Origin of the sequence: Agarivorans sp. JK6 (genome assembly GCF_045277145.1) — a bacterium.
Lineage (GTDB): Bacteria > Pseudomonadota > Gammaproteobacteria > Enterobacterales > Celerinatantimonadaceae > Agarivorans > Agarivorans albus.
Map to the genome: position 1 here is coordinate 3,984,145 of NZ_CP113525.1, position 13,087 is coordinate 3,997,231.

At 45.7% G+C, this 13,087-nt stretch carries 11 protein-coding genes; 7 read left to right on the top strand and 4 right to left on the bottom strand.

Translation table 11 applies throughout. From position 1 onward, the window contains the following. The first annotated feature begins 52 nt into the window (after window positions 1-52). From OV592_RS18350 to mgtE, 6 genes are all read left to right on the top strand, one after another. On the top strand, window positions 53-1,555 hold the full coding sequence (locus tag OV592_RS18350; RefSeq protein WP_016400743.1) for an RNA polymerase factor sigma-54: 1,503 nt from the start codon (window positions 53-55) through the stop codon (window positions 1,553-1,555). Between the two features lie 24 nt (window positions 1,556-1,579). Beyond that, complete coding sequence (gene hpf / locus OV592_RS18355; RefSeq protein WP_016400742.1) at window positions 1,580-1,867, top strand: ribosome hibernation promoting factor; 288 nt, start codon at window positions 1,580-1,582, stop codon at window positions 1,865-1,867. Window positions 1,868-1,875: 8 nt separating this feature from the next. After that, a complete protein-coding gene (ptsN, locus tag OV592_RS18360) occupies window positions 1,876-2,319 on the top strand; it encodes a PTS IIA-like nitrogen regulatory protein PtsN (protein WP_016400741.1) in 444 nt (147 codons plus the stop codon). A 26-nt stretch (window positions 2,320-2,345) separates the two neighbouring features. Then, window positions 2,346-3,203: an RNase adapter RapZ gene (gene rapZ, locus OV592_RS18365; RefSeq protein ID WP_406609593.1), complete on the top strand. Its 858-nt coding sequence runs from the start codon at window positions 2,346-2,348 to the stop codon at window positions 3,201-3,203. Then, window positions 3,190-3,459, top strand: coding sequence for an HPr family phosphocarrier protein (locus tag OV592_RS18370; protein WP_016400739.1), 270 nt, complete (start codon window positions 3,190-3,192; stop codon window positions 3,457-3,459). Before rapZ ends, OV592_RS18370 begins: the two co-directional genes overlap by 14 nt. Window positions 3,460-3,528: 69 nt before the next feature. Continuing rightward, window positions 3,529-4,890: a magnesium transporter gene (mgtE, locus tag OV592_RS18375; RefSeq protein WP_338622286.1), complete on the top strand. Its 1,362-nt coding sequence runs from the start codon at window positions 3,529-3,531 to the stop codon at window positions 4,888-4,890. 70 nt (window positions 4,891-4,960) lie between these two features. On the opposite strand, the gene pmbA is transcribed toward mgtE, so the two are convergent. Further along, window positions 4,961-6,298, bottom strand: a complete 1,338-nt coding sequence (gene pmbA, locus OV592_RS18380) for a metalloprotease PmbA (protein WP_406609596.1) — start codon at window positions 6,296-6,298, stop codon at window positions 4,961-4,963. A gap of 104 nt (window positions 6,299-6,402) precedes the next feature. Between pmbA and yjgA the strand changes: the two genes are divergently transcribed. Further along, on the top strand, window positions 6,403-6,909 hold the full coding sequence (gene yjgA / locus OV592_RS18385; RefSeq protein ID WP_016400736.1) for a ribosome biogenesis factor YjgA: 507 nt from the start codon (window positions 6,403-6,405) through the stop codon (window positions 6,907-6,909). A gap of 50 nt (window positions 6,910-6,959) precedes the next feature. Here yjgA and tldD read toward each other — a convergent pair whose 3' ends face one another. Genes tldD through OV592_RS18400 form a run of 3 tightly spaced genes read right to left on the bottom strand, consistent with a single transcriptional unit; the run spans window position 6,960 to window position 13,083 of the window. Next, window positions 6,960-8,405, bottom strand: a complete 1,446-nt coding sequence (gene tldD / locus OV592_RS18390) for a metalloprotease TldD (protein WP_406609598.1) — start codon at window positions 8,403-8,405, stop codon at window positions 6,960-6,962. Between the two features lie 5 nt (window positions 8,406-8,410). Then, on the bottom strand, window positions 8,411-9,235 hold the full coding sequence (locus tag OV592_RS18395; RefSeq protein ID WP_406609600.1) for a carbon-nitrogen hydrolase family protein: 825 nt from the start codon (window positions 9,233-9,235) through the stop codon (window positions 8,411-8,413). Continuing rightward, window positions 9,232-13,083 carry a YhdP family protein gene (locus OV592_RS18400; RefSeq protein WP_406609602.1) on the bottom strand — a complete coding sequence of 1,284 codons (3,852 nt, stop codon included), beginning with the start codon at window positions 13,081-13,083 and terminating at the stop codon, window positions 9,232-9,234. The genes OV592_RS18395 and OV592_RS18400 overlap by 4 nt, the downstream gene beginning before the upstream one ends. Between the last annotated feature and the right edge of the window lie 4 nt (window positions 13,084-13,087).

A 13,087-nucleotide genomic window follows, 5' to 3' on the forward strand; every position in this document is an offset into this window, starting at 1 on the left:
TTAAAGTGCAAGTTTAAAAAAAGACAATAAGAAGAAGGAACAGCGGTAGTTAATGAAAGCATCTTTGCAGTTGCGTCTTGGTCAGCAGTTAACCATGACCCCCCAGTTACAACAGGCCATTCGCTTACTCCAGCTTTCAACACTGGATTTACAGCAAGAGATTCAAGAGGCTCTGGAAAGTAACCCTCTGCTTGAGGCGGATGAGTCTCACGCCAGTGATAGTGACGCAACCGACGCTAAATCTGCCAACGAGAAGTCTACCGAGGCCGAATCCACTGCGGACATAGACAACAGTCAAATTGAAGCAGGCGATGCCATTAACCAAGAAACTGTTTCTGACGACCTTCCTGTTGACTCTACTTGGGACGATATCTACAGCGCCAGCTCTGCCCCAGCCAGCTCATCTGGCAGCGCCGTGAGCGATGACAACGATATGTTGTTTCAGGGCGAAACTGTCGACTCTTTACAAGACCACTTATTGTGGCAAATGCAACTCACTCCATTTAGTGAAGTAGACCAAGCCATTGCTTTAGCCATTATTGATGCGGTAGATGAATCGGGCTACCTCACCCAAGACTGTGAGCAGCTACTAGAAGGCTTACGTTCAAGCGATAACAATGACTTAGATGTAGAGCTAGATGAAGTAGAAGCAGTACTTAAACGCATCCAACATTTCGACCCCGTTGGTATAGCAGCGCGCTCGCTGCAAGAGTGTTTACTAATCCAATTAAGCCGTTTTGCCGAAGACACACCTTGGCTAAATGAAGCCAAAGATGTAGTTTCAAATCACATAGATGTATTAGCTAATCGCGATTTTCGTCTATTAGCCCGCAAAACCAAACTTAAAGAAGACCAGCTACGCGAAGTCATGCGTTTGATTCATACGCTTGAACCTCGGCCTGGTAACGCGGTTGAGCCTAATCAAGCCCAGTATGTTATCCCGGATGTATCGGTTGTAAAACGCCAAGGTCGCTGGGTTGTAGAACTCAATCCAGATGCAATGCCTAAGTTGCGTGTTAACTCCCACTATGCATCTTTAAGTAAAACCTCTACCAACGCTAACGATACCCAGTTTATTCGTAGCCACTTACAAGAAGCCAAGTGGTTTATTAAAAGTATCGAGAGCCGCAACGAAACCCTATTAAAAGTATCCAACTGCATTGTTCATCATCAACAGGCGTTTTTTGAGTATGGCGAAGAAGCCATGAAGCCAATGGTACTGAACGATGTTGCAGAAGCTGTAGAAATGCATGAATCCACCATTTCCCGGGTAACCACCCAAAAATTCATGCATACACCTCGCGGCATCTTCGAGCTTAAGTATTTCTTTTCTAGCCATGTGGCTACCGATGGCGGGGGTGAGTGCTCATCAACCGCTATTCGTGCATTAATCAAGAAACTGGTAGCTGCCGAAAATACCAGTAAACCACTCAGCGACAGCAAAATTGCTGATATTTTGGCAGATCAGGGGATCAAGGTGGCAAGACGTACGATTGCTAAATATCGTGAGTCTTTAGCAATTCCACCTTCTAACCAACGTAAGAGCCTTATCTAAGGCCACTAAAAGGGGAAGATATCTATGCAAATTAACCTTACTGGACACCACGTAGAAATAACTGAATCTTTGAAAGAATATGTCCACACCAAGTTTGCCAAACTCACCCGACGATTCGATCAGATCAATAACGTTCACGTCATCCTCAACGTAGAAAAACTGAACCAAATTGCTGAAGCCACATTACATTTAAACGGCGGCGAAGTATTTGCAACCTCTGAGCATTCTGACATGTATGCCGCCATCGACAGTCTGATTGATAAACTTGATCGCCAAGTCATCAAACATAAAGAAAAACTTAACAAACGTTAGCCACCCCCATGCAACTAAATAAAGTACTTAGCTTGGACTGCACCCAAAGTGCAGTTCAATGCTCTTCAAAAAAACGCGCCCTAGAAATAGTAAGCGAACTGGCCGCCAAGCAGCTTGATACCACTACTCAATGCATTTTTGAAAGCTTGTTAAATCGAGAAAAAATGGGCAGTACAGGTATTGGCCAAGGCATCGCTATTCCTCATGGCCGTATCGACAATCAGCATCAAGCCACAGCGGTTTTCTTGCGTTGCGATCCCCCTATTTCCTTCGATGCTATAGATAACAAGCCGGTAGACTTGGTATTTGCATTACTAGTACCCGAAGATCAATGTAAGCAACATCTTAATACTCTAGCTCAAGTAGCTGAAAAACTTAACGATAAGCAAATATGTAAACAACTTCGTTGTGCACAAAGTGATGACGAATTGTACGACATCATGGTAGCCTAATACTCTAATCAGCCTTAGGGATTATCATGGAACTGATCATCGTTAGTGGGCGCTCGGGTTCAGGTAAAACCGTCGCCTTAAGAGTATTGGAAGATCTCGGCTACTATTGCGTCGACAACTTGCCGGTTGTGCTTTGGCAATCACTTATCGACAACTTAAAAAAAACCTATTCTAAAGTAGCCATTAGCATTGATATTCGAAATCTTCCCGATGAGCTATCACCGGTAGGACAGCTAATACGAGATGCAGGACCAGACATTAATCTATTAAGCATTTTTTTAGATGCTAAAGATGAAGCGCTGATCCGTCGCTACAGCGAAACACGCAGGGTACACCCGCTTAGCCAAAGTAATTTATCTTTAGCAGAAGCGATTGAATCAGAAACCGAGCTATTAGCTCCCATTTCTAGAAATGCCGATTTGCGTATCGATACTTCCCGTTTATCGGTACACGAGCTAAGCGGCTTGATTCGCTCACGCGTTACTGGTGACCAACAACAACAGCTAATTTTGGTGTTCGAATCCTTTGGATTTAAAAATGGCGTGCCTAACGATGCCGACTACATGTTTGATGCGCGTTTTTTACCTAACCCACATTGGCAAGAGGAGCTGCGCCCACTTACCGGCTTAGATAAAGCCGTGCAAGAATACTTGGCTGCGCAGCCTTTAGTTAGCCAATATATCGAACAAATTAGCCAGTTATTGCAATCTTGGTTACCGCATTTAGAAGCTAACAACCGTGCCTATTTAACCATTGCGATTGGCTGTACTGGCGGACAACACCGCTCGGTGTATGTGGCCGAGCAACTTGCTAGCCTCTTTAGCGCTCATCGAAAAGTACAACGACGCCACCGAACTTTGGAACATCGCCTTGAAGCTCACTAGACAAGTAGTAGTAAAAAACAAATTAGGCCTGCACGCACGTCCTGCCACCAAGTTGGTTGAGCTGGCACAGCAATTTGACGCTGAGCTGAGTATTATAGATGGTGAGAAAACGGCTTCTGCTGCCAGCGTTATGGGTTTACTGGTGCTAGCCAGCGCGCAAGGAAGTACGCTAACCATAGTATCTGAAGGTGCAGACGCAGAAGCCGCTCTAGATGCGGTTCAAGCCCTAGTAGAAGCTAACTTCAACGAAGAATAAATCTATACGCAATAAAGCCAAGCTACTATTAGCAAGCAGCACATAACAAAATAACAATAGGGATCGCTTATGCCAGAAGAGATGGAGTTAAACCCTAATCAGCACAAACGCTTACAGGAGCTAAATCAAGCCCTCGACAGTGGTATGTTCGTGCATGTTAGGCGCATGCTTCATCAAATGCCTCCCTGTGACGTAGCACTATTACTAGAATCTAGCCCACCAGCAGGGCGTAAAGTATTATGGCAACTTACCGACCCCGAGCAACATGGTGAAATTCTCGAAGAGCTAAACGAAGATGTAATGGAAGGGGTACTTCAGTTAATGGCACCAGAAACACTGGCCGCCGCAACTGAAGGCATGGACACCGACGACATCGCTTATGTACTAAGAAGTCTGCCCGACAGCGTGTACCAAGAAGTTCTTGAGCAAATGGATGGTCAAGACAGGCACCGTGTAGAAGCGGCTCTAGCTTACCCTGAAGATACTGCTGGCAGTATCATGAATACCGATACCATTACCTTGCGAGCCGACGTAAGTATCGATGTGGTATTGCGCTACTTACGTTTACGTGGCGAACTGCCAGAGGCTACCGACGCCCTGTACGTAGTTGACGAAGATGACTTGCTACTGGGCGATATTCCTTTATCTACTCTGCTTACAGTAAGCCCCAACGTTAATGTTCGAGAAGTAATGGATGGGAACGCAGAGACCATCCATGTATCTATGGATGAAAACGACGTAGCAGCATTATTTGAACGCCATGACTGGATTTCGGCTCCGGTAGTTGATGAACAAGGCAAACTGCTAGGTCGGATCACCATTGATGATGTGGTCGATATTATTCGCGAAAATGCTGAACACAGCATGATGGGTATGGCGGGCATGGACGATGATGAAGATACCTTTGCCCCAGTAGTTAAAAGTACCCAACGCCGCACCTTTTGGTTAGCAGTAAACCTGTGCGCTGCCTTAGTCGCGGCCTCCATCAGCAATATGTTTGAATCTACCCTAGAGCAGTTAGCCACCTTGGCCATTTTAATGACTATTGTACCCAGCATGGGAGGAATCGCAGGCAATCAGACCCTTGCTTTGGTTATTCGTGGTTTAGCCGTAGGTCATATTGGTGAAGGTAATTCACGTTGGTTAATAGGCAAAGAAGCTGCGATTGGCATGCTAAATGGGATTATCTGGGCAACTGTCATTGCCTTGGTCGTTACTCTATGGAAAGGCGATTGGACCTTAGGGATTATTATTGCTGGCGCGATGTTTATTAACATGTCACTGGCCGGTTTGGCCGGCGTAACTATTCCGCTGTTAATGAAGAAATTTAAAATTGACCCAGCACTAGCAGGCGGTATGGCATTAACCACCGTGACAGATGTAATGGGGCTATTTTCTTTCTTAGGGATGGCCACCTTAGTGCTGGCCTAAACGACAGAGTTATCTGGTCAAGGGCTCTTAACCTGTTCAAACAACAAGGTTAAGAGCTGAGAATTAACGCCTAGCTACCTGCTACTTTCATCGATGAAATCAGCACAGAGCCCGACTGTATTGCGCTTTCTTTATCAAAGTCGTCAGCGATCGCTACAATATTAGCAAACATCTCTTGTAGGGTGCTGGCCACAGTAATTTCATGCACGGGGAAAGCAATCTCACCGTTTTCGACCCAGTAACCTGCTGCGCCACGTGAATAATCACCGGTTACGGTATTTACCCCTTGGCCCATCATCTCTGTAACTAGCAAGCCAGTGCCCATTTGCTTAAGTAACTCTGCGCGACTTATGCCACTGTGCTTAACCTTCCAGTTATGAATACCACCAGCATGGCCGGTACTTTGCATTCCCAGCTTACGCGCCGAATAACTGGTAAGTAAGTAAGTTTCTAACTTACCGTCAGCAATAATGTGTTTCGCGGTTGGTGCAACGCCTTCACTATCAAATGGCGTGCTCGACAAGCCTTTTTTAATAAATGGGTCTTCATAAATCGACAACCAACTAGGGAATAATTGCTTGCCTAAACTATCTAACAAGAACGACGAACGACGGTACAAGTTGCCACCACTAATGGCCCCAACTAAATGACCAAATAGCCCACTTGCTACATCTTGGTCAAATACTACGGGTACTTCGCAGGTAGAGATTTTTTGGCTATTTAAGCGCCCTAAGGTTTTCTGCTGGGCCTTAGCTGCGATAGTTTCAATACTATCAAGATCTGTAAAATCACGCGCCACACTATAGGCATAGTCACGTTGCATCTCTTTTTCGCCAGCAATTAGCATGCAACTAATGCTATGACGACTAGTTGGATAACCGGCTAAAAAGCCGTGGCTATTACCATATACCTTCACACCATAATGGCTATTGATGTTAGCACCATCACTCGCCTTAATTTGTGGGTTACGCAAAGCAATATCTTCGCACTGCTTAGCCACATCAATAAAATAATCAGGTTCTAAGGGATGAGGATGAAATAACTCTAGATCAGGTATATCGCTAGCTAGAAGTTGTTTATCGGCGATTCCAGCGGCTGAGTCTTTAGAGGTGTATTGCGAAATATCATAGGCAGCTTTCACTGCATTTTTAATCGCTTCTGGGCTTAAGTCTGAGGTTGAAGCACTGCCCTTACAATTAGCTGAGTATACGGCAATACCTAAGGCGCCATCGTGATTAAACTCCAAAGTCTCAACCTGTTGATCACGGGTTGCTACACAAATCCCGGTTTGCTTCGAAATCGATACTTCAGACTCATCGGCACCCAACTGTTTGGCTTGCTCTAAGGCGAATTCCACCGCCTGCTTCAATTGACTTAACTCTTGGCTAACTTGTTTTTCAGGGCTCATTGTTATTCTTCATCTCCATGCATGGCACTAGCATAACAAAACTCATCGAGCGACCATATGCAAGAACTGGTAAGATATGAAAAAAAGTACCACGAGAGTTAAAAATGAAGAATCAACAGCCCTATGATGATGAAGACGATTGGATCAGCAAGTCTGAAATCAAACGTGAAGCAGATCGGCTGAAAAAAATTGGTGCCGAGTTAGTTGCCCTTACCAACCCGCAGCTCGCCACTATTGAAATGAGCCCAACACTGCGCGAAGCCATTGCCTTAGCTAAACGCCTAAAAGACAAACGGGAAGCGGCGCGTCGCCATATGAATTACATTGGCAAGGTAATGCGTACCGAAGATGAAGAAGCAATCAGTGCAGGCTTAGATAAAATTCGCAACAAGCACATTTATCAAGCTCAAGCGCAGCTAGCATTGGAAAAACAGCGAGATTTATTGGTTGCCGAAGGCGATGCTGCAATTAATCAGTTGCTTGAGCAAAACCCAAGTTTAGAACGCCAAAAACTACGCCAATTAGTGCGCCAAGCCAAAAAAGAAGCCGAGCAAGAAAAACCAGCAAAGGCTCACCAAGATTTAGCTAAGTATTTAAAAGAAAACGCTTAATAAGCTAAGAACAAAAAAAGGGGCCTAAGCCCCTTTTTTATGCAATTAGTTTACGCCGTACCGCCAACCGTTAACTCATCGAGTTTAACACTGGGTTGACCAACTCCGACAGGTACACTTTGGCCTTCCTTGCCACATACCCCAACCCCCTGATCAAGAGCGAGGTCATTGCCTACCATAGACACCTGTTGCATTGCTTCTGGACCACAACCAATCAGTGTTGCACCTTTAATTGGCGCGGTAATCTTTCCTTCTTCGATTAAATAAGCTTCTGAAGCGGAAAATACAAATTTACCCGAAGTAATGTCCACCTGTCCGCCACCAAAATTAGGCGCAAAGATCCCTTTTTTCACCGAGGCTATCAGTTCTTCTGGTTCACTTTCGCCAGGTAACATATAAGTATTGGTCATACGTGGTAAAGGTAAATGCGCGTAAGATTCACGACGACCATTACCAGTAGAGCGTGTATTCATTAACTGAGCATTATGCTTGTCTTGCATATAGCCTTTCAGTACACCATTTTCTATCAATACATTGTATTGTCCTGGTGTGCCTTCATCATCAATATTTACAGAGCCTCTGCGCTGCCCTAAGGTACCATCGTCAACAATAGTACATAGGCTTGAGGCCACTTGCTCACCCATACAACCACTAAAAGCCGAAGAGCCCTTACGGTTAAAATCGCCTTCTAGACCATGACCGACAGCTTCGTGCAGCAATACACCAGGCCAACCAGCACCTAATACCACCGGCATTAAGCCAGCTGGGGCATCTACAGCCTCTAAGTTTACTAAGGCTTGGCGCACTGCTTCATCAACAAAGCCCATGGCCCGCTCGCGCCCATTAACATCTTCTAAAAAGTAACTGTAATTTCGACGTCCACCGCCACCAGCAGAGCCTCGCTCCCGGCGCTGATTACGTTCCACCAACACACTACAATTAAAGCGAATCAAGGGCCGAATATCGGCCGCTAAGGTACCATCACTGGCAGCAACCAATACCTCTTCATAAACACCACTCAAGCTAACAATTACTTGAGTAACAGCAGGATCTAAGCTGCGCGCATATTTGTCTGCTCGCTCTAATAGGGCAATCTTTTGCTGATTAGACAGACTCACTAATGGATTATCAGCTTGATAAAACTGTTCAGCAGAAACCTTACTAAAAGGTTTAATCTTGGCGTTTACACCTTTTGAGCTGATGCCTCGTGCTGCTTGGCACGTTTGTAATAACGCGCTGTTATTAATCACATCGGAATAGGCAAAACCGGTTTGCTCGCCACTTATCGCGCGAACTCCTACGCCTTGCTCAATGTTATAGCTTCCTTCCTTTACAATACCGTCTTCCAACACCCACGATTCGTGGCGGCTATGTTGGAAGAACAGATCAGCATAATCAATTTGGTGTTTTGCCACTTCGGTCAGCGCCATACTTAGCTCTTGTTCGCCAATGCCTCCCGGCACCAGTAATGACTGACTGACTTTTTCAAACGACATAGTGTTTATTCTCTCCACCCTAGTTGTAATTGACCATGCAACGGCACGGGCATCCGGTCCCTAACTTGCTGTAATAGCTGCGGATTAAAATCGGCTCTTGCTGGCCCCGTTCCGCTTGGCTGTAGATCTAAACAACGCCCCCATGGGTCAACAATCATTGAGTGCCCCCAAGTTTGGCGTTGATTTTTATGTGTTCCTGTTTGATTGGCGGCCACTAAATAGAGTTGGTTTTCTATGGCTCTGGCTTGCAGTAACGCTTGCCAGTGGGCTTCCCCAGTTAATGCAGTAAATGCAGCAGGAACTAATACAATATCACAGCCCTGTTGGCGCAGCAGCTGAAATAAGTAAGGAAAACGTAAATCAAAACAAATCGCCATTCCTACTCGAATTGCGCCCATATCAAACCAAGCGAGCTGCTCACCAGCAACAAAACTGTCTGATTCTCGATAACTCCCCACGTTGTCAGCCACATCCACATCAAACAAATGGAGTTTGTGATAATGCTGTAACAACTCTCCAGCAGGAGAGAAAGCCAAACTGGTGGTGTAACAACGGTGCTGTTCTTCAGCTTTTGTAGGCACGCTACCAGCCACCAAATAAATGCCATATAACTTGGCTTGTTGGCTAAGCCAAGTTTGAATCGGCCCTTTGCCTAAATGCTCAGCGATAGACATATAGGCCTTATCGCCACCACCATAACAAGCAAAGTTTTCGGGCAATAGCACTAAGTCACCGGCCTTAGGCTTAGCCTGGTGCAGTATACCTTCAGCCTGCTTGAGATTGTTTTCGACCACACCGTTTGAGGTCATTTGTAGAGCGATCAGTTTCATTGGCGAGACTCTTTGGCTCTAAATTCATCGGGAACTTTAATTTCTTGTTTCACCCGCTCAAGCTCGATAAGCTCTGGCTCAGCAAGATTACCGGTAAGGGCGAAATCAATTTGCGTCACCACTTCCACCACCGGCTCTAGCAGTTTAGACAATGCCAACACCGCAACCCCAGTAGCCGGTGTTACCAAAAAGGCGGCAAGTACCGGTAGACTGGATGTCACTTTAGGTGAGTAACTCACTCGATAATCAATTTGGCCATCGCGGAAGTCAACTTCACCTTTACCACGCATTGCACCAGCTACGCCATCCAGGTAAAAGTCTTGATTATTACCCACGCCATTATCAAAATTAATGCTGCCGCTCATTGAATCAAAGTGCAGCCCTTTTTCAAATACATCACTAAAATCGAGCTGTAAGCGGCGTCGGATAGTGTCTAGACTAGCGAGAGTGAGTAAGCGCGTACCCTTGTCGCTCATCTCAGTAACAACACCCTTATCGGTCTTCACCGATATAGAGCCATCCAAACTGTTCATTTGTGGTTTGAGTAAGCTGTCTTGCCAACTTACATCAAAGGTAAAGCGTGCAGGTGTGCCTTTTAAGGGGCTATCTCGGCCTAAATCTTCAATCACTTGTTCCATGCTAGAGCTGTCGAAGCTACCAGCAAACCCGGCTTGCTCTTGCTCGTCGACTACGTTCCAAAACATCGCTGCGGTAAGTTGGCTATGACCCCAATCAACCCATAAACGGCCATTCTCCATCGCTTGGTTTTCTATTGGCAGGTCTAGTTTAACGTTACCGATACGATAGTCACCAAACTGACAGTCGTTACAGCTAATCGCTATTGGTGGCAATACTTCAAGTAAAGAACTGCCTTGCTGTTCAGCCACTGCTTGGGTTTGCTCAGCTTCACTATCCAGTTGGGAAAAATCTAGCTCATTCAGCTGTGCTTTCTCAATGTTTACTTTCACGGCGTCTTCTATGCTTGGCGCATCAGGCACCGCAACACTAGCTATCAACTGTTCAGATTCAATTTGCAGCTGGGTTTTACTGCGCGGCAAATAAGCAATATTGAGGTTGTTTAGTTTTTGGCCGAGTAACTGCGCTTCATCAACTGATCCGCGGATAAACATCAAAGGAGGCACAGTGAGACTCACGTTGGTGTAGCTTGATTCTGGTTTTTCTGGGGTGAACTTAATTTGTTGCTTTGACCACTTTAACCATGGCTCTAAATCTAGCTTAGCGAAATCAAAAGACATCGCTAAGCCTTCGCCCTGCCACAGTAAATCGTTATCTTTACCTAAATTAAGCAAGGCATATTTAAGCTGTTTCTGCTCATCGACAAAATCAACTTGAGCAGCAGCAGAGATCAACTGGTTAGATTCCAGCTGCAGTTTTCCACTTAAACCATCGCCACTAATGCTCAGTGCGGTAGGCCAAGTTTCTGCTGGTCGTTTTTGAATAGGTTCAGGAAGCGTTAGGGCGAGCCCTAGCAAGTCACTTCGAAAATCGCCCTTATAATCGAATTGGCCTTCGGGTTTTAAGCGAATATCTAAATCGCCCTGCCAATTAAGGCTACCAGAAGTATAATCGCTAAGCGGAATACCAAAGGCTCGCTGCGCATCACGCAGCGGCCAACGGCCTACGAGATCGAAGTTAAGTAAGTAGTTATCTGCCGAGGCTTGAGTACTAAATTTAATGTCCAGCGGCATGCCGCGCCACAGTGCACTTAAGTTATTGGTACGTAACTTTTCATTTTGAAAATATAAGCGGCCATTCACCTGGCTCAAGCTCATGCCGGCCGGCTTAACATCAATGCTGTTACCATTAAAATCAACATGACCGTTTACCTCAACCTCGCCATCATAAAGCGGGATGTTCAAGTAAATCTCACCAGCTACGTCTCCGCCACCTAAAGGCAATTGCGCTAAGCTATCGCTAAGCGCTTCGATGGGGGACTGCAATAGATAGTCTTGCACGCCTTCCGCCGGGCCAGCAATTTCACCGGTAATGAAAAGCTCCGAACGACTTTGAAATTGAGGAATACTAGCGCTAATACGTTGGGCGGGGACTTCGCCTAAACGTGCGCGGTTGCTTTCCATGAATAAGCCATCATTTTGAAACAGCAAATCTAGCTGCAACTCTTCCAGTGCCGGCCAATCTGGGTCAAATTTGAAAGTGGCATTCTCTAGTGGAACAAAGGCTTGGAAGATGCCGTTCTTCGCATCATAGGGGTAGTTATTAAGTTGGCCATACCACAGCACTTGGCTATGCTTTGCCTGCCCTTCCACCAAGGCATCTTTTAAGTAAGAAAACACCTTATCTGGCATGACTTCTGGATAATACCAATAAGCTTTACCTGCATCTCTAATTTCGGCGTTCGCCATTAAGCTCAATACTGGCCAAGCGCCATCTTTTGGCCAAGTTAGCGACCACATGCCAGCAAAATCTAATTCAGGAGTGATTAAGTGAGTATGTCGGCTGCGTAAACTCAATCCGGGATCGGCAAAACGAATCGCTATATCAGAATCGAGCTTTTCAATTTTCCAGGTTTCTTCAAATTGTACTCCCAAGTGAAAGTCGCCTTGTTGTTGCAACCTGACATTGGCCTGATATTTATCGCCTTGCACCTTAGCATTTAAGCCGCTAAGACTAGGAATAAACGCTTGGCCTTGGGTACTCACATCAAGTAGCTCAGCTTGATAAGTGAGTTGCTTAGTGGCTTGCTGATATTCAAGCTCCAGCTGGCTAAGTTGCCCTCCCTTTAGTAACTGAGACCACGTTATGCTCGACTCGCTATCTTCTAGCACTGCTAACACCGGTGACCAAGTCGCTAAATCAAGCTCGGCCAAGCGCCATGCCTGTTGCTGTTTGCTCACCAAACCTTGTAACGAGAAATCGGTGCTTTGATCATTAACATTTAGCTGCCAAGGTAGCTTATCAATTCGCCACTTATCAGCCACCTTCAGGCCCTGAACAAGGCCGTTGTCAATACGCAGTACTTGTTGGTTCTGTTTGCCCCACGATAAATGGCTGGGTTGCCACTGGCTTAGCCAACGTTGTTGCTGCTCTGCGCCAAATTCTGCCCATAGCGAAAGGTTCACATCACTCTCGAAATGCTGTGCCGAAGCACCCAGCAATCTGCGCATGGCTTTTAAATTAAGATGCTCAACCTTAGCGAATAACTTCCCCGTTAGGCCACTTACATCGGCAGCGTCGCCGATTAGGTCAATGCGAAAACTTACTTGACCATTTTGCAAATCTTGGCCAATCAGAATTTCACCATTACCTTGGTGTAAATCCCCCTTGTTCACCCAATCTAAACTAGCAATATCAAAATTCATGCTATGTTCTGGGAAGCTCAGCTCAATGAGGCTATTGGTTAAACTAAATTGCGCTAACTGCCCCAAAAACACATTACTAATGGCTTGATAGCTTTGGCTAAAATCGCGGGAAGACCTACTGTTGTTGGGGTCAACACTAAGTTTTAAATGGAATTCATCAAGCACCAAATCTTTGAATACCACTTGGCGTTGCTCAAGTGTTTCCCAAAGATCTAGTTCTAGCATTAGCGCCCCAACACTGAAGCGGGTATTGCGGTCTTCGCCAATCGCTACCTCGGAATCTTCAAACACCAGCATTGGTCTAAAGTTGCGTAACCGAGCACTCAACTGACCAATACGCAACTCGGCGTCTTGATCGGCCACTAACCACTGTGCAAGGTCGTCTTTATAGTTACTGGCAAATGATAAAATGCCGCGTGCAATACTTAAGCACACGGCAATAATCACTAATACTATTGCAAGGCCGTACCAGCATCTTCTGGCGCCACGGCGTAAAGGAGTTGCCATAAAC